This window comes from Faecalibacterium sp. I4-3-84, from assembly GCF_023347255.1.
Taxonomy (GTDB): Bacteria; Bacillota; Clostridia; order Oscillospirales; family Ruminococcaceae; genus Faecalibacterium; species Faecalibacterium taiwanense.
On sequence record NZ_CP094466.1, the window covers coordinates 1,808,286 to 1,828,090 of the forward strand.

Annotated in this window: 18 protein-coding genes; 8 read left to right on the top strand and 10 right to left on the bottom strand. The window is 58.6% G+C overall.

Annotation, left to right across the window (positions count from 1 at the left end):
* Positions 1-39 precede the first annotated feature (39 nt).
* Positions 40-1,704 carry a Na+/H+ antiporter NhaC family protein gene (locus MTP41_RS08865; RefSeq protein WP_154260099.1) on the top strand — a complete coding sequence of 555 codons (1,665 nt, stop codon included), beginning with the start codon at positions 40-42 and terminating at the stop codon, positions 1,702-1,704.
* A 90-nt stretch (positions 1,705-1,794) separates the two neighbouring features.
* Positions 1,795-2,262, top strand: a complete 468-nt coding sequence (locus MTP41_RS08870) for a MarR family winged helix-turn-helix transcriptional regulator (protein ID WP_249235346.1) — start codon at positions 1,795-1,797, stop codon at positions 2,260-2,262.
* A gap of 46 nt (positions 2,263-2,308) precedes the next feature.
* Here the strand turns inward: MTP41_RS08870 and MTP41_RS08875 are convergent, their stop codons facing one another.
* The 3 genes from MTP41_RS08875 to MTP41_RS08885 form a co-directional block, all read right to left on the bottom strand.
* On the bottom strand, positions 2,309-2,722 hold the full coding sequence (locus tag MTP41_RS08875) for an EamA family transporter (protein WP_097776883.1): 414 nt from the start codon (positions 2,720-2,722) through the stop codon (positions 2,309-2,311).
* Between the two features lie 109 nt (positions 2,723-2,831).
* On the bottom strand, positions 2,832-3,839 hold the full coding sequence (locus MTP41_RS08880) for an asparaginase (protein WP_249235347.1): 1,008 nt from the start codon (positions 3,837-3,839) through the stop codon (positions 2,832-2,834).
* A gap of 401 nt (positions 3,840-4,240) precedes the next feature.
* Positions 4,241-5,446, bottom strand: a complete 1,206-nt coding sequence (locus MTP41_RS08885; RefSeq protein ID WP_154244678.1) for an IS110 family transposase — start codon at positions 5,444-5,446, stop codon at positions 4,241-4,243.
* A 296-nt stretch (positions 5,447-5,742) separates the two neighbouring features.
* Between MTP41_RS08885 and MTP41_RS08890 the strand changes: the two genes are divergently transcribed.
* On the top strand, positions 5,743-6,600 hold the full coding sequence (locus MTP41_RS08890) for an NAD(P)/FAD-dependent oxidoreductase (RefSeq protein WP_249235348.1): 858 nt from the start codon (positions 5,743-5,745) through the stop codon (positions 6,598-6,600).
* A gap of 6 nt (positions 6,601-6,606) precedes the next feature.
* Positions 6,607-7,296, top strand: a complete 690-nt coding sequence (locus MTP41_RS08895; RefSeq protein WP_097781127.1) for a Crp/Fnr family transcriptional regulator — start codon at positions 6,607-6,609, stop codon at positions 7,294-7,296.
* Positions 7,297-7,345: 49 nt separating this feature from the next.
* Here the strand turns inward: MTP41_RS08895 and MTP41_RS08900 are convergent, their stop codons facing one another.
* From MTP41_RS08900 to MTP41_RS08910, 3 genes are read right to left on the bottom strand one after another with little or no spacing between them, the layout of a single operon-like run.
* Entirely contained in the window at positions 7,346-7,822 is a 477-nt protein-coding gene (locus MTP41_RS08900) for a hypothetical protein (RefSeq protein ID WP_154260092.1), read from the bottom strand.
* Between the two features lie 25 nt (positions 7,823-7,847).
* Positions 7,848-8,810, bottom strand: coding sequence for a TIGR03943 family putative permease subunit (locus MTP41_RS08905; RefSeq protein WP_097774543.1), 963 nt, complete (start codon positions 8,808-8,810; stop codon positions 7,848-7,850).
* A gap of 29 nt (positions 8,811-8,839) precedes the next feature.
* Positions 8,840-9,937 (bottom strand): CobW family GTP-binding protein, encoded by a 1,098-nt coding sequence (locus MTP41_RS08910; protein WP_249235349.1) that lies wholly within the window; start codon positions 9,935-9,937, stop codon positions 8,840-8,842.
* A gap of 529 nt (positions 9,938-10,466) precedes the next feature.
* Here MTP41_RS08910 and MTP41_RS08915 point away from each other — a divergent pair.
* Entirely contained in the window at positions 10,467-12,266 is a 1,800-nt protein-coding gene (locus MTP41_RS08915) for an aminopeptidase P family protein (protein ID WP_097776888.1), read from the top strand.
* A gap of 75 nt (positions 12,267-12,341) precedes the next feature.
* Here the strand turns inward: MTP41_RS08915 and MTP41_RS08920 are convergent, their stop codons facing one another.
* Together MTP41_RS08920 and MTP41_RS08925 are read right to left on the bottom strand one after the other, a co-directional pair.
* Positions 12,342-13,247: a glycosyltransferase family 2 protein gene (locus MTP41_RS08920; protein ID WP_249235350.1), complete on the bottom strand. Its 906-nt coding sequence runs from the start codon at positions 13,245-13,247 to the stop codon at positions 12,342-12,344.
* Between the two features lie 14 nt (positions 13,248-13,261).
* The gene (locus MTP41_RS08925) at positions 13,262-14,134 is read right to left on the bottom strand and encodes a glycosyltransferase family 2 protein (RefSeq protein ID WP_097776890.1); all 873 of its coding nucleotides are present in this window, start codon (positions 14,132-14,134) and stop codon (positions 13,262-13,264) included.
* Positions 14,135-14,242: 108 nt separating this feature from the next.
* On the opposite strand from MTP41_RS08925, the gene MTP41_RS08930 reads away from it, so the two are divergent.
* Complete coding sequence (locus tag MTP41_RS08930) at positions 14,243-14,965, top strand: LytR/AlgR family response regulator transcription factor (RefSeq protein ID WP_118527571.1); 723 nt, start codon at positions 14,243-14,245, stop codon at positions 14,963-14,965.
* 54 nt (positions 14,966-15,019) lie between these two features.
* Here the strand turns inward: MTP41_RS08930 and MTP41_RS08935 are convergent, their stop codons facing one another.
* Complete coding sequence (locus MTP41_RS08935) at positions 15,020-16,006, bottom strand: glycosyltransferase (RefSeq protein WP_097776892.1); 987 nt, start codon at positions 16,004-16,006, stop codon at positions 15,020-15,022.
* 188 nt (positions 16,007-16,194) lie between these two features.
* Complete coding sequence (locus MTP41_RS08940; protein WP_097776893.1) at positions 16,195-16,845, bottom strand: HAD family hydrolase; 651 nt, start codon at positions 16,843-16,845, stop codon at positions 16,195-16,197.
* 146 nt (positions 16,846-16,991) lie between these two features.
* On the opposite strand from MTP41_RS08940, the gene MTP41_RS08945 reads away from it, so the two are divergent.
* Both MTP41_RS08945 and MTP41_RS08950 read left to right on the top strand, forming a co-directional pair.
* Positions 16,992-18,182 (top strand): patatin-like phospholipase family protein, encoded by a 1,191-nt coding sequence (locus MTP41_RS08945; RefSeq protein ID WP_249235351.1) that lies wholly within the window; start codon positions 16,992-16,994, stop codon positions 18,180-18,182.
* Entirely contained in the window at positions 18,169-19,776 is a 1,608-nt protein-coding gene (locus tag MTP41_RS08950) for a phosphoenolpyruvate--protein phosphotransferase (RefSeq protein ID WP_249235352.1), read from the top strand. The genes MTP41_RS08945 and MTP41_RS08950 overlap by 14 nt, the downstream gene beginning before the upstream one ends.
* The last annotated feature ends 29 nt before the right edge of the window (positions 19,777-19,805 follow it).

The following is a 19,805-nucleotide window of genomic DNA, read 5'->3' on the forward strand; positions in this document are numbered from 1 at the left end:
GTATGCATCCCCGGAAATTTGAAAAAAGAGGAATCCGTTATGAAAAATAAGAACCTTTCATGGTTCGCGGCCCTGCTGGTGTTTGCCCTGCTGCTGTGGTGCACAGCGGCAACGCCCGGCAAGATCGCGGACCCGTCCACCTATACCTGTGCGGTGTACAGCACCATCTTTTCGCTGCTGCCGCCGGTGATCGCCATTGTGCTGGCGCTGAACACCAAGGAGGTGTACACCTCTCTGCTGGTGGGCATCGCATCCGGTGCACTGCTGTATGCCAACGGCAATCTGGAGCTGGCCATCAACACCCTGTTCTTCAACGAAGACGGCGGCATGGTGGCCAAGCTTTCGGACAGCAGCAACGTGGGCATTTTGGTGTTCCTTGTCATGCTGGGCATCCTTGTGGCCCTGATGAACAAGGCCGGCGGCTCTGCCGCCTTTGGCCGCTGGGCCTCCACCCACATCCACTCCCGGGCCGGTGCGCAGTTTGCCACCCTGCTGCTGGGCGTGATGATCTTTGTGGACGACTACTTCAACTGCCTGACCGTGGGCTCTGTCATGCGCCCCGTCACCGACCGGCAGAAGGTGTCCCGCGCAAAGCTGGCCTACCTGATCGATGCCACCGCAGCACCCGTGTGCATCATTGCGCCGGTGTCCAGCTGGGCAGCTGCGGTCACTTCCAGCGTGCCGGAAGGCTCCGGCATCAACGGCTTTACCATGTTCCTGCGCACCATTCCTTATAACTACTATGCCCTGCTCACCATCGTGATGAGCCTGTTCCTCATCTTCACCGGCACGGACTTTGGCTCCATGAAGCTCAACGAGGACAACGCCAAAAACGGCGACCTGTTTACCACCGCCGACCGTCCCTACGGCAACGATGTGGACGACGGCACCGATACCTGCGGCCATGTTGCAGACCTGCTCGCCCCGGTGCTGGTGCTGATCGTGGCCTGCATCTTCGGCATGATCTACACCGGCGGCTTCTTTGAGGGCGTGGACTTCGTTACCGCCTTTGCGGACTGCAACGCTTCTGCAGGTCTGGTGCTGGGCAGCAGCATTGCCCTGCTGTTCACCTTTGTGTTCTACCGCGTGCGCAATGTGATGACCTTTCAGGACTTTGCCGCCTGCATTCCCGAGGGCTTCAAGGCCATGGTCAGCCCCATGCTGATCCTCTCCCTCGCATGGACCCTGTCCGGCATGACCGGCCTGCTGGGCGCAAAATATTACGTTGCCAACCTGCTGAGTGGCTCTGCTGCAGCGCTGCAGTACATGCTGCCGGTCATCATCTTCCTTGTGGCAGTGTTCCTTGCCTTTGCCACCGGCACGAGCTGGGGCACCTTCTCCATCCTCATCCCCATCGTGTGCCATGCCTTCCCGGAGGGCGAGATGCTGGTCATCTCCATTGCGGCATGCCTGTCCGGTGCCGTCTGCGGCGACCACTGCTCCCCCATCTCGGACACCACCATCATGGCATCCGCCGGTGCCCACTGCAGCCATGTGAACCATGTGTCCACCCAGCTGCCCTACGCCATTACGGCGGCTTCCTGCGCGGCAGTGTGCTATGTGATCACGGGCATTGCACAGGCTTTCCTTGGCGCAAACGGCAGCCTGTTCACCTCGCTGATCCTGCTGGCCGTTGCCATTGCCGTAGAGCTGGTGGTGCTCAGCGTGATCCGTGTGCGCACGAACAAAAAGGCGGCAGAATAAATTCCTGCCCAAAATTCAGCTGTTTCGCTTTGCGCCGCGGCCAAAACGTGGTATTTTTAAATAAAATGAACTATCGGAGGCACACGACCTATGCTGGAACAGGCATTTCAGGACGTATACACCAAATTCAAGCTGCATTTCTACCAGAACATTTTTCAGCGTTTTGCCACCCGGGAAGCCACGCTGACCACGGTGGAGTCCTTCTGCATGGAGGGCATCATGGCCATGGGCGAACCCACCATTGCGGAGTTTTCCCGCATGATGCAGATCTCCACCCCCAACGCGGCGTATAAGATCGGCAGTCTGGTGAAGAAGGGCTATGTGGAAAAGATCCAGTCCACCACCGACCGGCGCGAGTACCACCTGCGCCCCACCCAGAAGTATATCGATTACTACAACATCAGCTATTCCTATCTGAGCACCGTGATCGAGCGGGTGCGCAAGCGCTTCCCGGAAGAGGACGTGGACAAGCTGGAGCAGATGCTCACCATCATCAGCGATGAGCTGATGCCGGAGCTGGACCTGATGAACAAGACCCGGCAGCGGCTGTCGGAATAAAAAATGCGCCCGGGAGTATCCCGGGCGCATTTTTGGTAGGGCGGCTTTACAGCACCATAAACAGGGTGCCGGCGGTGATCAGGGCACAGCCCACCAGGTTTTTGGCGGTAAAGGGTTCCTTCAGGATCACAAAGGCCAAAGCCAGGGTGATCACCACGCTGAGCTTGTCCACCGGAACCACCTTGGAGGCGGCCCCGATCTGCAAAGCGTGGTAATAGCACAGCCAGCTGGCCCCGGTGGCCAGGCCGGAAAGGATCAAAAACAGCCAGCTGTGGCGAGAGATATCCCCCACGCCGCCCTGGGTCCCGGTGAGGAACACCATGCCCCAGCTCATGACCAGCACCACCACCGTGCGGATGGCGGTGGCCAGGGTGGAGTTGACCCCCTGGATGCCGATCTTGGCCAGGATGGAGGTAAGGGCCGCAAACACGGCACTGCCCAGTGCAAACACGAACCACACAGTAAGATGCGCCTCCCTTTTTGTCTAGTGTAACACCGCAGCCCTCCCGGCGCAAGGGTGCACAGGCAAAACCGCCGGGCAAGCACTGGCCTGCCCGGCGGCTTTATCCTCAGTGATAGAAGGTGTCAAAGTTCACCTGACGGTAGAACCGCTGCTGCAGCTGGTCAAAGCTTTCGCAGTTCTGCGCCAGCAGCCACATGCTTTTGGTCACTACGGCCTCGATGGTCATATCGTGGGCTTCCAGAAAACGGAAGCGGTTCTTCGCCCGCTTGCCCACCTCGTAAACGCCCACGTCGCTGCCCTCGTAGGTGACCTGCGTGGTCATGATGAGCACCTTATGGGTGGTCTCGTAGTCGTCCAGGCCTTCGGCAAAGGCATCCATCAGCTGCTGCGGAATGCCGCCCACGCCGAAGCTTTCCACGATGACGCAGTCGTACAGGCGGAAGATCTCCGGGATGAGCGCCGGGGACATGCCCGGGGTCAGCTTGAGCAGGAACACCTTCGGGTCCAGCACACGGCTGAACTCCACCGGGCCGGTGGGCCACGGCGAGGAAATGTACCGCACCAGCCGGTCACCCTGCACCAGCGCCAGCTCCGGGAAGTTGACTGAGGCAAAGGCATCGTAGCTGATGGTCTTGTTCTTCTTGGCACGAGTGCCCGCAATGACGTGTCCGCCAAACACCACCATTACGCCCCGGCTGCCCGGGTCGATGGCGCAGACCACGCTGTCCCGCAGGTTTTTCTTGGCATCCGTGATCTCGTTGGAGATGGGCTGCTGTGCGCCGGTGAGGATGATGGGCTTATCCGCGTTCTGAATCAGGTAGGAGAGCGCCGCCGCAGAGTAGGCCAGCGTATCCGTGCCGTGGCAGATGATAAAACCATCGTATAAAGCGTAGTTTTCCTGAATAGCGCGTGCCATCATGAGCCAGTGCTCCTGCCCGAGGTCGGTGCTGTCAATGCTGCACAGCGCCAGCGTTTCCGGGCAGCACAGTTCTTTCAATTCCGGCAGATGGGCAAGCAGCTCCTCGCTGGTAAGCACGGGTTTTAACCCCTGCTGAGTGCGTACGCTGGCAATGGTGCCGCCGGTGGTGATGAAAAGGAGACGTTGCTTGGTCATAAAATAAGCCTCCGTGGCAGAAAATTCAGATAACTGAAACAGTATAACATACTCTTTTCCGCTTGAAAAGCGGCCAGCCGCCGCAAAGCGCAATTTTTGCGACCCGGTCATAGAAGTTTGGGGGAATTTGGTGTATACTAAAGACCTGCTAATAAAAGTCAAGTCCCAAAACAAGAAAATTCGCTAACCGACCGCTGCCCATGACAAACAGTATTCAAATGCTGGTCAAAACACAGCGAGGGCGACGGAGGGGATAGCAAAGCAAGCCCAGCCAGCCCTCGCAAAATCAGGATAGCATTTGAATGCTTCGGTTTGTCAAGGGTTCGCTGCGCCAGCTAAGCGGTTCTTTGAATTCAGCTCAGGCTCAAGAGGAAATTACGACCAAAAACAAATATCCATGCTTATTTTGAGTGTTTGGAGTCCATTACAGCTTTCACTCTAGCATAATAGATTCGCAAGAACTTGTTGGCTGAAGCCATCATGTAAACTTTGTAGGGTTTTCCCTCAGAGCGCTTTTTGTTCATGAATTGAAAAACCGGCTCATCCTGAGGTTGTGTCTTCAAGATGACAGTCATAATCAGAAAGAGCGTCCTACGTAGAACAGCCGAACCCACTTTACTAATTCCGCTATCGTTGCCCACAATCTTGCCAGAATCATTTGGCTGCGGTTCAATTCCTGCAAATGCAATGAGTGATTTCTTGGATGAGAAACGACGGACATCTCCGATCTCAGCCATCAGTTGAGGACCGAGAGAAGGGCCGACGCCGTACATTTCCATCACAGTATCAAATTCCGGAAGCTGTTGAGAAAGGCGAAGCATCTCCTGCTGGAATGCAGCCACGGACTGAGATACGGCTTTCAGCTGAGCGACCTGTTGCTGAATAAGGAGTTTTGAGGTTGGGGATTTTGGAAGAGAAGCAGCATTGACTGCACAGGCATAGATCGTATCCGATTTTGAGCGAGTGAAATTATATCCGTGCTTCTGACACCACTTTAAATACTTTTTAGCAAAGGCATCAGAGGAAAGGCTTGAAACACACTCACTGTGCCAGAAGTCTCCAATGAAATCGACCCATTTTTCGCACCCGTTGCTCTTTGCGGGGCTTGAAAATAGCTTGTTTGCATCTGGAAAGGTCAGGTCAAGAGATGAGATCAGATTATTCTTCAGCATAGTACGAACTGCCACGGCTTGCTGGTACTGACGATAACAATTCTTCAAAGCCAGCCGGGTATCATCTTCGGGAAGATACTGTCGTAGCCGTGTCCACTTGTCGAGCGTATAGTTGGCGATTTTAACAGCGTCTTTTCTATCCGTTTTGACACGTCTTAAACTGTTGTTGTCATAGTCATGAATCAGAACAGGATTGACTACGGAAACGAATAAGCCCGCATCGTGTAAAACGAAAGCAACTGGTTTGTGGTAATTCCCGGTGGCTTCCATGACGACACGGGTCTCTCCGTCCAAAGCTTTGAGCTTCCCAGCCAGATCGTTCAGGCTTTGGGCGGTGTGTAAAACTTCAAAGGGTTCGAGTACTACTTCTCCAAAGGGGCGCATGACGCAAACCATGCTCTTTCCTTTGGAAACGTCAATGCCTACAGCGTTCATAACGGTTCCTCCATTACTTTGTATTTGCAACCGGAATCCATCTTTTACTCGTTGCCGATTCAATCTATTGGGTGACACGAACGCTCCGCTTGGCGGGTGGCTCAACCTGCTTAAAACGAATGCTACAACAAGAGAGATGGTCAACTGTCTTTAGAACGGGCGTAGAAGCCCAGAGAATGATGCGTTAGCCGATTACTCTCTTATTGTAGCTTAGGTACGAGTTGGAATGGAATATGGCTGGCTGCCATATCCGGTTCCATGTTTATTGTAATAGAAAATGATAAAAGGAGAATGTTATGCCCAATATTGTCATCATCGGTTCCGGCCCGGCGGGCGTATCCGCCGCGCTGTACGCTGTCCGCGCCGGTGTGGATACCACGGTGCTCACCAAAGGCCCCGGTGCGCTGGACCGCGCCGAAAAAATTGAAAACTACTACGGCTTTGCCCAGCCCGTTTCCGGGGCGGAGCTGGAACGCCGCAGCATCGAGAATGCAAAGCGCCTTGGTGTGAGATTCGTCACAGTCGAAGCCGTGGGCCTGACCTATACGGATAAACTCACCGTAGAAACAGTGGATAAAAATTACCCGGCGGACGCTGTGATCCTTGCCACGGGCGCATCCCGGGCGGTGCCGCGCATCCCGGGCCTTGCCGGGCTGGAGGGGCACGGTGTGAGCTATTGTGCCGCCTGCGACGCCTTTTTCTACCGTGGAAAGGACGTGGCGGTGCTGGGCAGCGGCGAGTATGCCCTGCACGAGGTGCAGGCTCTGCTGCCGGTGGCAAAAAGCGTTGCCCTGCTGACCAACGGCGCACCGCTGACGGCGGACTTCCCGCCGGAGGTCACAGTCTATCCGCAGGCCGTGGAGGCTGTTCTGGGCGAAAACGTTGTCACCGGCGTGCAGCTGTCCGGCGGTGTGCAGCTGCCTGTCAGCGGTGTATTTGTGGCACTGGGCGTGGCGGGCAGCACCGCACTGGCTAGGAAGATCGGCGCAGAGGTGGACGGGAACCGCATCGTGGTGGACGAAAAAATGCAGACCACCGTGCCCGGCCTGTATGCGGCGGGCGACTGCACCGGGGGCCTTCTGCAGGTGGCAAAGGCCGTGTATGAGGGCGCGCAGGCGGGCACTGAAGCCGCCAAGGCCCTGCGGAAAGGATGAAAAGCAATGTCGGAAACAACAAAGGAACACCGCGATTGTCTGGCCAAAGGTTTTCCCTTCTGGAACGACCTGACACCCGACGAACAGGACATGCTCTGCCGCTATACCCGGCCGGTGCACTACGCAAAGGGCGCCCGGGTGCACAGCCCGCTGGAAAGCTGCGTGGGCATCCTGCTGCTGCGCTCGGGCCAGCTGCGGGCCTACCTGCTCTCGGAGGACGGGCGGGACGTGACGCTCTACCGCCTGTTCGGCGGGGAGGTGTGCATCCTGTCGGCATCCTGCGTGATGGACTCGGTGAACATCGACCTGTATATTGATGCCGAAGAGGACACCGAGGCCTACTGCATCAGCGCGGGCGTTTTCCGCAGGCTGATGCAGCAGAACGTGCATGTGCGCTGCTACGCCTACCAGATGACGGCGGAGCGCTTTTCCGACAGCATGTGGACCATGCAGCAGGTGCTGTTCATGAGCGCAGACCGCAGGCTTGCCATTTTTCTTACCGATGAGCTGGCCAAGACCGGCGGTGATGAGGTGCGCATGACCCACGACCAGATGGCAAAATACATGGGGTCTGCCCGCGAGGTGGTGAGCCGGATGCTGAAATACTTTGCGCAGGAGGGCTGGGTGCGGCTGTTCCGGGGCGGCGTGCAGGTGCTGGACAGGAAAAAGCTGCAGCAGCTGGCAAGAGGACAATAACAAAAAAGGGACGATGTGAACATCACATCGTCCCTTTTTGGGTCATAGGTTATCCTTTGCAGCCCTGTTCTTCCCAGTCGCCAAAGTCGCTGGCTTCGGCGATCTTGGTGGGGTCGAATTTTCCGCTCTCGTCTTTGGGAGCAACAGCGGGGCCTGCTTCCACAGGGTTCTGGTTGGGAGCTTCCGGGTCGAACACCGGCTTCTCGCCGCCCTCTGCGGGTGCCGCCGGGGCAGAGGCTTCTTCGGCGGGCTGGGCAGCAGCTGCCGCTTCTTCGGCAGGAGCTTCCGGCGCAGCTTCTTCTGCAGCCTTTTCGTTGGCAGCATCGGAGGCTTTGGTTTCCGCTTCGGCGTAGGCTTCGGCAGTCTTGGCGGCTTCCTCAGCGTTCTGCTCGGCGTCCTCCGGGAACTCTACTTCCTCCACATGGAGCGGGTCTTTCTGGTTCAGGATCTTGTCCAGTGCCACAATGGCAGCACCGGTAACGGCCACAGCAGCGGCCGTGCCAAGGATACGAAACAGTGTTTTCATGCCGGGACCTCCTTGAAAGATCAGATCAAGAGAATGTTACCACATCGTTCAGCGGCTTTTCGGCAGGCTCCACCGAAATGGCGGTGAGCACCGGGCCTTTGCCGCGGTAGATGTTGTGGAACTTGTAGCCTACCTTTGCGGTCACCCGCACCCATGCGCGCTGCTCCAGCGCCTTGTAGCCATCGTAGCTGCAGGGGAAGCCCACGAACTGGATGTCCTGCACGCAGCAGGTCATGGCGAAACGGCCCGGCACGAAGCTGTTCTTGCCGGCACGGTTGGTCTGACACACCTGTGCAAGGAATTTGACCGTTTTGCCGGTATACTTCTGGGGCTCGTCCTGACAGTCCATATACCAGATGCCGAAATCGTCATCCGGAATGTCGATGATGTCCGCGTTGATGTCAAAGGGCAGCGGATCAGGGATATCGTCGTAGGCCACGCTGCCGTCGGCAAACTCGTAGGCGATATCGCACTTGCGGGAAGCCTGACGCACCAGCTTGTGCAGCTCCTGACGGGCGGCATCGTTGTTCACGGCCTCAGCGCGGTTGAACACGATCAGCTCACTGCGGGCGATCTTGTCCAGCAGCAGGCTGCGCATGGAGTTGTCGCGGGCGTAGGTCAAGGCGGTGGTGCCGTCGGCGGTGGCGATGCACTGGTACACGATCCAGCTCTCGGGCAGAGCCTCGGCCAGATCCTGCAGCAGCCACATGCCGTTGTACTCAATGACTACACGGCCTGCACCGGATTCCTTTTCCAGCTTGAGCAGATTCTGCGGGTTCAGCTCGGCCTTGTCCTCCAGCACCTTGACGGTCACACCGGGAAAGGCGAACTTCTTCTCGTTGTACTCCTCTTCGCCCTCCTCGCAGATCAGCAGAAGGGTCTTGTCGCCGGAGTCGAAGTTGGGGTCTTCAAAGGTCTCCTGAATGAATTTGGTCTTGCCGCTTTCCAGAAAGCCCACAAACAGGTAGACCGGAATTTCTTTTGCCATAGGAATGGTTTCTCCTTTTTACTTTAAGCTCAGCAGCCGAACAGCTCTGCAATGGCCTTTTCGTTCAGCTTGGAGCCGATCACGACCAGCTTGCCGCCCACATCTGCACCGCGGGCACGCACTTCCCATTCGCCGGGCACATAGTCGAACTCCAGCCAGCCGTCTGTGCCGCCGTTCACGATGCCCTTGCTGCGCAGGATCATGCCGTAATTGCCGGTATCCAGCTCGGTGAGGGCGTGCTCCACTTCTGCCTTGGTGAATTTGCGGGCCGTCTCGACGCCCCAGCTGGTGAACACCTCGTCGGCGTCGTGGTCATGATGATGGTGATGGCCGCAGCAGCAGTGGCCGTCATGGTCGTGATGATGCTCGTGTTCGTCCTCATCATCGTCATGATCGTGGTCGTGATGGTGGCCGCAGCTGCACACACCGTTCTCGTCATCGTGGTGATGGTGGTGATGCTCTTCTTCGTCCTCGTGGGCGTGCTCTTCGTTGGCCTTTGCAGCCATGGCGATCAGCTCTGCCTTGAAGTCGTCCTTGGTGGACATGGCCTTCAGGATCTGCTCACCGGTCAGCTCGTCCCATGCGGTGGTCACGATGGTAGCGGTGGGGTTCTTCTCGCGCAGCATGGCGACCGCAGCGGCGATCTTCTCTTCGCTGGCGGTCTGGGTGCGGCTGAGCAGGATGCAGCTTGCGTGGCTGATCTGGTCGTCGTAGAACTCGCCGAAGTTCTTCATATACATCTTCACCTTGTTCACATCGGCCACGGTGACAAAGCTGTTCAGCTGCACATCCAGATGCTCGGCCACGCCTTCCACAGCGCGGGTCACATCGGAGAGCTTGCCCACGCCGGAGGGCTCGATGACGATGCGGTCGGGGTGGTACTGCTCCACCACCTGCTGCAGGGCGGTGCGGAAATCGCCCACCAGAGAGCAGCAGATGCAGCCGGCGTTCAGCTCGTTGATCTGGATGCCGCTTTCCTTCAGAAAGCCGCCGTCAATGCCGATCTCGCCGAACTCGTTCTCGATCAGCACCACCTGCTGGCCGGCAAAGGCCTCTTTGATGAGCTTTTTGATCAGGGTAGTTTTACCGGCACCAAGGAAGCCGGAGAAAATATCGATTTTGGTCATGATTCAATTGCCTCTTTCTTTGAATAGCACACAGAGCCGCAGAGTGCTGGCTCAAAAATCTTACACTCCTATTATAACAAGGCTGTCAATGGGAAAACGGCCTTTTTCAAGAAAAAATTGTAACTTTTTTTGCAAATTGGCGGCATTTTGAGGGAGAACGAACTCCCTCAGTCAAAACCTGACGGTTTTGCTGAGAGGACGCCAACCCTCTCAGGCTCACTGCGTTCGCCAACCGTTCCCCTTTCTGGCTTCGCCATCTTCCCCCGGCCGGGGGAAGTCGTTCCACTCAGGGGGAGCTTTTTGTTTTCTGAAGGTCGGCACGAATAAAGCTCCCCCTTTCGGGGGAACTGGCAAAGCCGCAAGGCTTTGACTGAGAGGGTCCAGCCAGCGAGGATGCTCCCCGGCAGCGGAGGTCATTCCAAACCGTCCCGCCCCTGCATTGCAATCTTTTTCCCGGAATGATACAATAAGGCCAAACAGAAATGCACCGTTGCCGGGCTTTCCGGTGAGAGAAAAGGAAGCAAATCATATGAGCATGAATACCGTTCCAGAGCGCCTTGCCGCGCTGCGTGCCGCCATGGCTGCAAACGGCGTGGCCGTTTATCTGATCCCTGTGGGTGATCCCCACGCCAGCGAATACCTGCCCTGCCATTACACCAGCCTGACCTGGTTCTCCGGGTTCCACGGCGAGAACTCCAACTTCGTGGTCACCCGCACCGAGAGCGCCCTGTGGGCCGACGGCCGTTATTTTGTGCAGGCCGAGAAGGAAATTGCGGGTACCGAGATCAAGCTGCAGCGCATGGGGGAACCCGGCGTGCCCACCGTGGAGGAATACTGCGCAAATGCCCTGAATGAGGGCGAAGCACTGGGCCTGTGCGGCCTGACCGCCAGCACGGCCCTCGTGAACGACCTGAAAAAGGCACTGGAAAAGAAGGGCGCTTCCATCAAGCCCCTGAACCTTGAGGACGAGCTGTGGACAGAGGGCCGCCCTGCCCTGCCGGATACCCCAGCGTGGATCCTGCCGAAGGAATATGCGGGCTTCTCCCCGGCGGAAAAGCTGGATCAGCTGCGCAGCAAGCTCAAGGAGCTGGGCTGTACCGCTCAGTTTGTGGGCAAGCTGGATCATCTGGCATGGCTTTTGAACCTGCGCGCCATGGACATTGAGTGCACTCCCTATGCCATGGCCTACTGCTATGTGACCCCAAGCCGCGCGGTACTCTTCATCAACACGGCCCGCGTCACCCCGGAGGCAAAGGCAGAGCTGGAAGCCAACGGCATCACGCTGGCGGAGTACGACGATGTGCTGGAGTTCCTCGCTGCTGAGACGGAACCCCAGACCGTGCTGGCCGAGACGGCCACGGTGAACTACGCCGTGTATCAGGTGCTGGAGCAGAACCCTGCCCTCACCGTGAAGGACGGCACCGACCCGCTGCTGATGATGAAGGGCGTGAAGAACGAAACGGAGCTTGCCCACACAAAGCAGGCCCATATCCGGGACGCTGTGGCCATGGTGCGGTTCCAGATCGAGCTGGAAAGCCGCCTTGCTGCCGGTGAGACCCTGACCGAGCTGACGGTGGATGAAATTCTGCACAAGTACCGCAGTGCGGACGATAAATTCCTTGTGGAAAGCTTTGGCACCATTGCGGCCTACGGCGGCAACGCAGCCATGATGCACTACCACGCCACCCCGGAAGATCACGCTGTGCTGGAAAAGAAGGGCTTTCTGCTGGTGGACAGCGGTGCCACCTACATGGACGGCACCACCGACATCACCCGCACCTACCCGCTTGGCCCGCTGACCGAGGACGAAAAGCGCTTCTACACATGGACTCTGCAGAGCCACATCGACCTTGCCAAGGCCGTCTGGCTGGATTACTGCGAGTGTAAGATGATCGACACCATTGCCCGGGAACCGCTGTGGCGGCACCTCATCAACTACCGCTGCGGCACAGGTCACAGCGTCAGCTTTGTGGGCAACGTCCACGAAGGCCCCCACGCCCTGAACGGCCGCAACACCACCCTGATGCGCCCCGGCATGGTCGTCACCGACGAGCCGGGCGTTTACGAGACCGACCTCGTGGGCATCCGCATCGAGAACGAGCTGGTGTGCGTGCACAAGGCCGATAACCAGTACGGTACCTTCCTTGGCTTTGAACCGCTGATGTTCGTGCCCATTGCCACCTCTCCCATCCTGCCCGGTGTGCTGGATAAGGACGAGATCGCATGGCTGAACGATTACCACCGTCAGGTGTTTGCAAAGCTGGCACCGCACCTGAACGACGAAGAGCGCAGCTGGCTGGCGGAGAAGTGTGCCGCCATCGGCTGCTGAGAAAGCGCAAAAAACACCCGGAGCCGTGCAGGAGCCAGAGCGGCTCTCGGCGGCAGCCGGGTGCTTTTTATAGGGTCACAGCTTGCAGCAGTGCGTCTGTGGGGTGTCCAGCGGCGGAAGAGTGAACTCGTTTTCGCCAAAGGGCGAACGCAGGATGGCCGCCCGCGTTTCCGGGTAGATGCCAAGTTCGGTGTAGATGTCCCGGTACAGGAGCATCACCCGCCGCCGCAGCGAAAGGATGCCGGCGGTGGTCACTCTGGAGTGGGAGACGCTCTGGCTGTTCTGCAGGTAGTAATAGCCGATGTCCGGGATGGAAACGGCGGTGCGCACATAGCGCAGATATTCGGTGTTGAACAGCTGATCCTCCGCAAACAATTCTTTGCGGAAATGGAGGCTGTGCTTCCGCAGGAGGTCACGGCGGTAGAGCTTGTTGCAGGGACTGCCATAGTAGAAGGTGTTCGGCTTCTGCATCAGATGCTTTGCGTACTCCTGTCCGGTGTACACCCCGGCAGGCAGATAGCCATAGGCCCGGGTGCGGGGCGGATTGCGCTGGAGCACATGCTGCAGCGCCTTTTCCCATGGGCGGATGCGCTCCACATAGTTTTCCGGGTACACCATCCAGAAGGGCGCGATCACAAGATCGGCGGTGTGGGCCTCGGCGGCGGAGACCAGCTTTTCCGTAAAATCGGGGGCCAGCCAGTCGTCGCTGTCCACAAACTGGATGTATTTGCCGTGGGCCAGCGCAATGCCCTGATTGCGGGTATCCGCTGCGCCGGTGTTGGTTTTATCCACCAGTGCAATGCGGTGGTCGCTGGCGGCAAGGGCGCGGCAAACGGCAAGGGTGTCGTCGGTGGAGCCATCGTTTAGCAGCAGGATCTCAATGCTCTTATAAGTCTGGGCGCAAATGCTTTTGACACAGCGGGCAATGCACCCGGCAGTGTTGTACATGGGCACGATGATGCTTACAAGGGGAAATTCCATAGGTTCTCCTTTTCTCAGATGCGGCTGTGGGTGCGGGCAAATGCGTCGGAAAGCTTCTGCACCGGGCCGTTGGGCAGAGGGCTTTCAAACAGGCTCAGATAGATGCCGTGCAGCCGCAGGCGGAATTTATCGTACACGCCCAGCTGGATACACATTTCCTTGTAGGTGTGGTACATCCGGCTGCGGTGGCGCAGCATGTCCGCCGCGCTCACCTGCGTATGGCATACGCTCTGCGGGTTCTGGATGTAGCAGTAGGCGGCTTCGTTGATGGCGGCAAACCGCTGTGCCACCTGCAGATACCGGGTGTTGAACAGCTGGTCCTCGGCGTATACCACATGCTCGAACCGGATGTGCGCCATCTGGATGAGATCCCGGCGGTAGAGCTTGTTCCAGAGCACGCCGTAGTAAAAGGCAGCGGCATTGCCGGTGAGCTGCCACAGGTAATCCACCTTGTTGTACACCCCAGCGGGCAGCAGGCTGTACTCCCGGGTGTCATAGCCGCCATCCTTGCGGGGCACCATCATCCGGTAGGGAGCCAGCACAAGGTCGGCATGGCTGCGCTGCATAGCAGCCACCAGGTTTGCGGTGCAGCCCGGCAGCAGGTGATCGTCGCTGTCCGCAAACTGGATGTATTCGCCGTGGGCAAGGGCAAGGCCGCAGCTGCGGGTGTCTGCTGCGCCGGTGTTGGGCTTGTCCACCACACGGATGCGGCTGTCGGCGGCAGCAAGCTTCCGGCAGACAGCAAGGGTGTCGTCGGTGGAGCCGTCGTTCAGCAGAAGGATCTCAAGCTCCGGGTAGCTCTGGGATGTGATGCTCTCCACACAGCGGGAGATGAAGCCCGCCGCGTTATAGGCGGGCACAATAACGCTGACAAGCGGCTGCGGCATGGCGGGTCCCTCCGTTTTTTCTTTTTTCGATGCAGCAAAGTTTTATTTATCATACTCCAGCCCTGCGCAAAAATCAAGGCGGGCGGCTGGCAGAAAGGAGGATGTGAGATGGTATTTCACATTGCGGTATGCAGCCCGGACGCGGCCTTGCGCAGCGGGCTGGAACGCCAGTGCATGGAATATTTTGCCCGGCGGCAGGATGCGTGCATCGTGCAGCAGCTGCCGGATGCAGATGCGCTGCTGCGCCGGGACACCGAGGGAGAGCGGTTTGACCTGTATCTCATCGAGCTGGGCGCTGTAGCGGCCCCGGCAGGGCTTTCGGCGGCTGCGGAGCTGCGCCGCCGGGGCCGCAGGGCTCCGCTGGCCTTTGCGGCCCGCACACCGGCCCACGCCTATAGCGCTTTCCGGGTGGATGCCATGCAGTATCTGCTTCTGCCGGTACACCAGCAGGAGCTTTCGGCCCTGCTTGCCCGCGCCACCGAGCCGGAGTACGGCCCGGCAATGACCGTTGCCACCGCCGAAGGCATGCGGGCGCTGGCCTATGCGCAGATCGAATATCTGGAGTGCACCCACCATGTGGTGCACTTCCATCTGCTCAGCGGCGAGGATGTGGTGTCCCTTTCGCTGCGGGTGTCCTTTGCCGAGGTAGCAAAGCCGCTGCTGGAAGACGGGCGTTTTTTGCAGCCGCACCGCTCCTATGTGGTCAATCTGGCGGCGGCACAGCTGCTGACGGCGGGCGAGCTGCAGATGTGCAGCGGTGCGCGCATCCCCATCCCGCGCGGACGGGAGGGTGCAGTGCGCGAAGCCTTCCGCAGCTGGATCGACCGGTAAAATGGCAAACAAAAAAAGAGCCGCTTTCACGGCTCTTTTTTTCGTGCCCGGAGATCAGGCATCGGGTTCGGTTTTGTGTTTCTTTTCCTTGTCGGAAGCATCCAGAACACCAAAGCCCCAGCGGTTGGCCATGTCCATGATGATCTTCTGGGGAGAACCGGAGGGATAGGCGTTCTCGGAGAACGCGGTCAGGAATTTATACAGCTGCGGCTGCACCTGATCGTACAGGCCCAGCTTTGTGTACAGCTCCTTGTAATAGCGGAACACCTGCAGTTTGTTCTGCACGATGGAAGCCAGATTGATCTGGGTGTGGCAGATGCTCTGGGGGTTCTGCACATAGTGGTAGCCCGCTTTGGAAATGGATACGAAAACATTGGCGTACAAAATGTATTCCAGATTGAAAACCAGATCTTCGGCCCAGCGCACCTCGCTGGTGAACTGAAGATGATGGTCTGCCAGAATATCCCGGCGGTAGAGCTTGTTCCACAGCACGCTGTAGAAGAAGGATGCGGGCTTCTCCATCAGGCGCAGGGCAAAGGTATCGCGGTCATAGATGCCCTCGGGCAGGAAGCCGTATTCACGGATATCATCAGGCTTTTTCTCGGCATCGATGCCAAGGTTCTCCTGCAGGTTTTCCAGTGCCTGCGTGGCCTTGGAAGAGTTGGCGGGAATCACCATCCAGTAAGGTGCAATGACCAGATCGGCGTTGTTCGCTTCGGCAGCAGTCACCAGCCGCTCAGTAAAATCAGGGTCGAGATAATCGTCGCTGTCCACAAACTGCACATACTTGCCCTTTGCAAGGGACATGCCGCAGTTGCGGGTCTCCGACACACCGGAATTGGATTTGTCCACCAGAACGATGCGGGGGTCCTTTTCACGGAATTGCTCACAGATGGAAAAGCTTTCGTCCCGGGACCCGTCGTTGACCAGAATGACCTCGATATCCTTCCATGTCTGGGCACAAATGCTCTCCAGACAGCGGGCAACACTATTCTGCACGTTGTACACAGGCACGATAATGCTGACGAGTGGGTTGTTCATGACGGAAGGTCTCCTCTTTACGGATATTATACCTTTATATTGAAAATCACAGAGTGTATTCTCACAAATAAGGACACTTCCCCCTTGGGGCAGTCCTATTTATAATATCATACTCTTCTTGCGAACAAAATGCAAGAGCAAAGAAGGATCAGATAAAGAAAAGAACCGCACGCTGCGGCCCTTTTTTATTACACACGTGTCCAGTCCAGCATATCCCACCGGGGCACGAACTGGCTGCAGATGCGGCGCATCTCCGGCTCGTCGGCGGCAGAGGTGCGGTCTGCGATGCCAATGACGTAATACCCGGCCTTGTGGGCGGTGGCGGCGGCGTATACGGCATCCTCGCACACGGCGCAGGCGGCGGGGTCTGCACCGCCCAGACGGCTCATGCACTCAAAGAACACCTCCGGGTGGCTTTTGTGCAGCACGCCCTGCGCTTCCACGATGAAGGAGAAATACTGCGCGATGCCCAGCCGGGTAAGCACGGTGCGGCACTGTTCGGCCCAGGTGTTGGAGCAGATGCACATGCGTGCGCCCTCGGCCTGCAGCTTTGCCAGCATCGTGCGCACGCCGGGTTTCAGCTCCACGGTCTCGTACAATTCGGCGATCACCTCGCGCATCACGGAAAAATAGCTTTCCTCGGTCAGCGGCAGGCCGTACTCCCGGATCAGATACTGTGCGCCCTCCTGCATTCCCATGTTCAGCAGTGTGGCGCGCAGATCCCCCCGCGGGGTGCGGCCATAGCGGCGCAGCAGTGCGTCGGGGGCACCCTCCCACACCACGGTCATGCTGTCGGTCAGGGTGCCGTCCATATCAAAGATCCATTGCTTGCAGTGCATGAGAATGCCTCCTTTTGAGATCCTGACAAGTATACCATGTTTCTTTGCCGGGAGAAAGGCATCAATTTACAAAAAACGGAAGAAATTTCTCTGGAAATATGCTATAATCTGAACAAAACCGGAAACGATCAAAGGAGGCGGATGCAATGGATGAACGCAGTGCTCCGTGCAAAGCTCTGGTACTGGCGGGCGGCGGAGCTAGGGGCAGCTATCAGGTGGGTGTGTGGCGCGCGCTGATGGAGCTGGACTGGCACCCGCAGATCATTACCGGCACCAGCGTTGGCAGCCTGAACGGTGCCATGTTCGTGCTGGACCAGTACGAGACGGCCCGCGATATGTGGCTGGCCATCCGCAGCAAGGATGTGATGGAGCTGCCGGAGGAGGATGCCGACCTTTCGGCCCTGCACCAGTTCCTGCGCAGCGTGGTGAAAGCCGGCGGCATGGATGTGACCCCGCTGGAAGAGATCGTGGAGCGGGTGCTGGACGAGGATGCCCTGCGCGCGGCTCCCATCCGCTTCGGCCTTGTCACGGTGGAGCAGCGGGGCTTAAAGTCCCGGGAGCTGACGCTGGACGAGATCCCGGCAGGAAAGGTCAAGGACTACCTGATGGCCTCCGCTGCCTGCTTCCCGGCGCTGCGTGCGCGGGACATCGACGGGGTCAAGTTTCTGGATGGCGGCTACAGCGACAACATGCCCACCGGTCTTGCCAAACGCATGGGCGCGGATGAACTGGTGTGCGTCGATCTGGAAGGCGTGGGCATCACCCGCCCCAACCTCACCGGCCTGCCCACCGTGATGGTGCGCAGCTACTGGGAGCTGGGGGACATCCTGCACTTTGACCCCGACACCGCCCGCCGCAACATCGAGCTGGGCTACTATGATACCCGCCGCGCTATGGGATATCTGCGGGGGTGTGCCTATGCTGTCTCCTGTGATGTCCAGAGCTGCACGGACGCTGCTGCGTTCCACGCAAAATTTGAGCGGGTGCAAAAGGCCGTGCGGGAGAAATATCCGGTCACCCTGACGGCAGATGCGGCCCTGCTGCTGGCCAAGATGAAGGATGCCGACCTTGCCCCGCTGGAAGCCGCCGCGGAAGATGCCGGTGTGGACCCGGCCCATTACTACACCACCCATACTTTGTGCGATGCATTCCTTGCAAAGTGCGATCAGGCACGGATGCAGAGCTTTGCACCGCTGTTTGAGGGCAGTGCCGATGCGGCGCGGGCTGCACTGGCCGCGCTGCTGCCCAATACCTTTTTGCAGGCGCTGGTCTGGCGCACCCTGACCACGCCGGAAGCCGAGCTTTTGCCGGAGGTGACCGAACATGAAAGTGTATAAAGGTTCCTGCGCTTCTCCCGGCCTTGTGCTGGGGCAGGTGAGCCGTCTGGAGCACCATGTGGAGACCACGACCGTGGGCCCCTTTAAACCGTCCCGGGAGCTGCAGCTGCTCACCGATGCCATCCGCACGGCGCAGGACGAGCTGGAATCCATGGCAGACCGTGCCGCACCCAGCGAGCAGGCCATCTTCCAGTTCCAGAGCATGATGCTGGACGACGAGGGCATGATGAACGAGGTGCGCTTCTGCATCAATGCAGGCATTGGCGCGGCAGCGGCCATGAATCAGGTGGGCCAGCGCTACGCCGACCAGCTGGCCAACATGAAGGACAACCCTTACATGCAGCTGCGCAGCGTGGATATCCTCGACGCAAGCCGCCGGGTCATCAACATCATCACCAACCGCCCCCGCATGTGGCTGGCGCTGGATCACCCGGTGATCCTTGCCGCAGAGCGGCTGATGCCCACCGACCTGTTCAGCGTGCCCTCCGGCATGATTTTAGGCATCATCACGGCAGAGGGCAGCGGCCAGAGCCATGCCGCCATCATTGCCCGGGCAATGAACATCCCCGGCCTTGTGCAGGTGGGCCGTGATTTTCTGGACGACTGCGACGGCCGCGCCGTCATTCTGGATGCCACCAAGGGCGAGTGCACACTGGACCCGGATGCCAGCGCCCGCCAGCAGGCCGAGACCCGCATCTGTGAGCTGCAGCGCGAGAACGAAGAGCTGGGCCGTCTGCACGCATTGCCCGACAACACAAAGGACGGCCAGCCCTTTGAACTGCTGGCCAACTGCTTTGGCCCGGAAGATATCGACACGGCCATGCAGTCCGGTGCGCGGGGTGTGGGCCTGCTGCGCAGCAGCTATATGATGCTGCCGGGCCGCATCCTCGATGAGCAGGAACAGTATTTCTTCTACTGTTCCTGCCTTGCTGCCGCCAAGGGCTGCCCGGTAACGGTGCGCACCTTTGACTTTGGTGCCGACCGCACCATGGCGGACGCTTATCAGGGCCTGCAGTCTTCCAAGCTTGGCCTGCGGGGCATCCGCAACAGTCTGCGCCAGCCCCACCAGTTCGAGACGCAGCTCTGTGCGCTGCAGCGCGCCGCCGCCCGCGGCCCGCTGCGGGTGATGTTCCCCATGGTGACGAATGTGGAGGACTGGGACGCAGCCATGCGTGTGGTGGAGCGCTGCCGCGAGCACCTGCGGGAGCGCGGCGTGGCGTTCAACGAAGATACAAAGTTCGGCGTGATGCTCAGCGTACCCGCTGCCTGCCTGACCGCTGAGGAATTTGTAGAGCACGGGGTCGATTTTCTTGTGGTCGGCACCAACGACCTGACCCAGTACACTCACGCGGCAGACCGGGAGCTTGCCAGCGCCGAGCACTACTACCGTCCGGCCAGCAATGCCATGAAAAAGCTCATCACTATGGTGATGGATGCCGCAAAGGTGCGCAATGTGCCGGTGACCATCTGCGGCCTTGCCGTAGGCAACCCGGCCAACACGGTGCAGTATCTGCAGCTGGGCCTGCGCAGCTTCTCGGTGAGTCCGCAGAACCTTTTGAATGTGAAGAAAGCTCTGCTGGAAGCAGAGACATAAACCCTGAAAATAACAAAAAAGCAGCTGCA

What these genes read in the sequence shown, in the direction of transcription:
- MTP41_RS08865 (WP_154260099.1), top strand. Translation starts at nt 40, where the DNA reads ATGAAAAATAAGAACCTTTCATGGTTCGCGGCCCTGCTGGTGTTTGCC.
- MTP41_RS08870 (WP_249235346.1), top strand. Translation starts at nt 1,795, where the DNA reads ATGCTGGAACAGGCATTTCAGGACGTATACACCAAATTCAAGCTGCAT.
- MTP41_RS08880 (WP_249235347.1), bottom strand. Translation starts at nt 3,839, where the DNA reads ATGACCAAGCAACGTCTCCTTTTCATCACCACCGGCGGCACCATTGCC.
- MTP41_RS08885 (WP_154244678.1), bottom strand. Translation starts at nt 5,446, where the DNA reads ATGAACGCTGTAGGCATTGACGTTTCCAAAGGAAAGAGCATGGTTTGC.
- MTP41_RS08890 (WP_249235348.1), top strand. Translation starts at nt 5,743, where the DNA reads ATGCCCAATATTGTCATCATCGGTTCCGGCCCGGCGGGCGTATCCGCC.
- MTP41_RS08895 (WP_097781127.1), top strand. Translation starts at nt 6,607, where the DNA reads ATGTCGGAAACAACAAAGGAACACCGCGATTGTCTGGCCAAAGGTTTT.
- MTP41_RS08900 (WP_154260092.1), bottom strand. Translation starts at nt 7,822, where the DNA reads ATGAAAACACTGTTTCGTATCCTTGGCACGGCCGCTGCTGTGGCCGTT.
- MTP41_RS08905 (WP_097774543.1), bottom strand. Translation starts at nt 8,810, where the DNA reads ATGGCAAAAGAAATTCCGGTCTACCTGTTTGTGGGCTTTCTGGAAAGC.
- MTP41_RS08910 (WP_249235349.1), bottom strand. Translation starts at nt 9,937, where the DNA reads ATGACCAAAATCGATATTTTCTCCGGCTTCCTTGGTGCCGGTAAAACT.
- MTP41_RS08915 (WP_097776888.1), top strand. Translation starts at nt 10,467, where the DNA reads ATGAGCATGAATACCGTTCCAGAGCGCCTTGCCGCGCTGCGTGCCGCC.
- MTP41_RS08920 (WP_249235350.1), bottom strand. Translation starts at nt 13,247, where the DNA reads ATGGAATTTCCCCTTGTAAGCATCATCGTGCCCATGTACAACACTGCC.
- MTP41_RS08925 (WP_097776890.1), bottom strand. Translation starts at nt 14,134, where the DNA reads ATGCCGCAGCCGCTTGTCAGCGTTATTGTGCCCGCCTATAACGCGGCG.
- MTP41_RS08930 (WP_118527571.1), top strand. Translation starts at nt 14,243, where the DNA reads ATGGTATTTCACATTGCGGTATGCAGCCCGGACGCGGCCTTGCGCAGC.
- MTP41_RS08935 (WP_097776892.1), bottom strand. Translation starts at nt 16,006, where the DNA reads ATGAACAACCCACTCGTCAGCATTATCGTGCCTGTGTACAACGTGCAG.
- MTP41_RS08940 (WP_097776893.1), bottom strand. Translation starts at nt 16,845, where the DNA reads ATGCACTGCAAGCAATGGATCTTTGATATGGACGGCACCCTGACCGAC.
- MTP41_RS08945 (WP_249235351.1), top strand. Translation starts at nt 16,992, where the DNA reads ATGGATGAACGCAGTGCTCCGTGCAAAGCTCTGGTACTGGCGGGCGGC.
- MTP41_RS08950 (WP_249235352.1), top strand. Translation starts at nt 18,169, where the DNA reads ATGAAAGTGTATAAAGGTTCCTGCGCTTCTCCCGGCCTTGTGCTGGGG.